General features: G+C 41.8%; 1 protein-coding gene and 1 pseudogene. Both read right to left on the bottom strand.

Translation table 11 applies throughout. From position 1 onward, the window contains the following. Positions 1-236: PoNe immunity protein domain-containing protein (locus DRB05_RS00220; protein WP_128725171.1), on the bottom strand; the 236-nt coding region annotated here is incomplete at its 3' end. A 492-nt stretch (positions 237-728) separates the two neighbouring features. Further along, a pseudogene (locus DRB05_RS23120) lies at positions 729-986 on the bottom strand (hypothetical protein); the annotation flags it as partial. Positions 987-1,070 lie beyond the last annotated feature (84 nt).

Raw genomic sequence — 1,070 nt, 5'->3', positions numbered from 1 at the left:
TAGGTCAACATATTTAATAAAAGTGGCTTAAATTCTGAGAGATCATCGCCGCGAGAGTATTTCTGATGAAGAAGATATAATGAGTCACTAACTAGCCTAAATGAACCTTTCATTTTGACTTCAGCTTCAAACTGACTATCAGGTTGGACTTTCTGTATTTTTTTTTCGATAACCTTTACTCTAAAGTTAACTCTATCATTGTAATAATCAATATCTCTCAAATTATCTCTTTGCATTTATATGTCCTAAAATCCGGTTGCTTTACCAATATTGTGGGCGTTTTTATCCAGTATATTTACTATTAGATTGCCATCCAATTTATTACGGATAAGCAATTTTATGACTCTGCCATCATTATCTTCAATGGCTTCTAGTATGTCTGCTATCTGTTCCTCGTTCAACCCAGCTTTCCTGAGCCGTTTTTCCGTTAGCCACTGATCACTCAGTTGCTTGCCTGTTTTGGTTTTTCCCAATTTACTTTTATTGTATTTCGCTTCAGTGAAAGCATAATCAGGTGGTGGATTTGGGTGCAAATAAATCCCATCTATACCAGTTTCGCCGGGCTTAAAATTACCGTCGGTTTTACCTAATGGTACAAAGCCTTTTTCCGTCATTAATTGATGGGCATTGTACTCACCCGCAGCCGCTTTTCTATGGTTTAATGATTTATGCTGCGTAAAGTCACTAGGCGCCTTACGTGATGGCGGATTAACTTTGTTAACAGGGGCACCTTTGAGATCGTTTCCTTCTGGAGCTGAAAGCTCCGGCGCTTTAGATTTCTTCGGCACATTGGTAACGCCAACCTGTGGTAACTCCCCTTGATATTCATCCAGTGCTTTATTAACTCGCTGCCCGATTTCTTGGGCGGCTTGTTGCATATGCTGGTCGATTTTGGGGGTGACCTCGTCTAGGCGTTTTACCGTGGCTTGCATGCCTTCGATGGCGGCGTCTGGAAGCAGTAGGTCGTAGTGCCAACTGGTAGACATGTCATCAAGTGAATCGCGCAGGCCTTTGACGATGTTTTTAACTTCCGTGGCGGATTGTTTTCCTAGGTCTTGCCAGTTGATGTC

The organism is Pseudoalteromonas sp. A757 (assembly GCF_004103285.1).
Taxonomy (GTDB): Bacteria; Pseudomonadota; Gammaproteobacteria; order Enterobacterales; family Alteromonadaceae; genus Pseudoalteromonas; species Pseudoalteromonas galatheae.
Note: the sequence above shows the minus strand (reverse complement) of the source record. Positions and strands in the feature narration are given on the sequence as shown.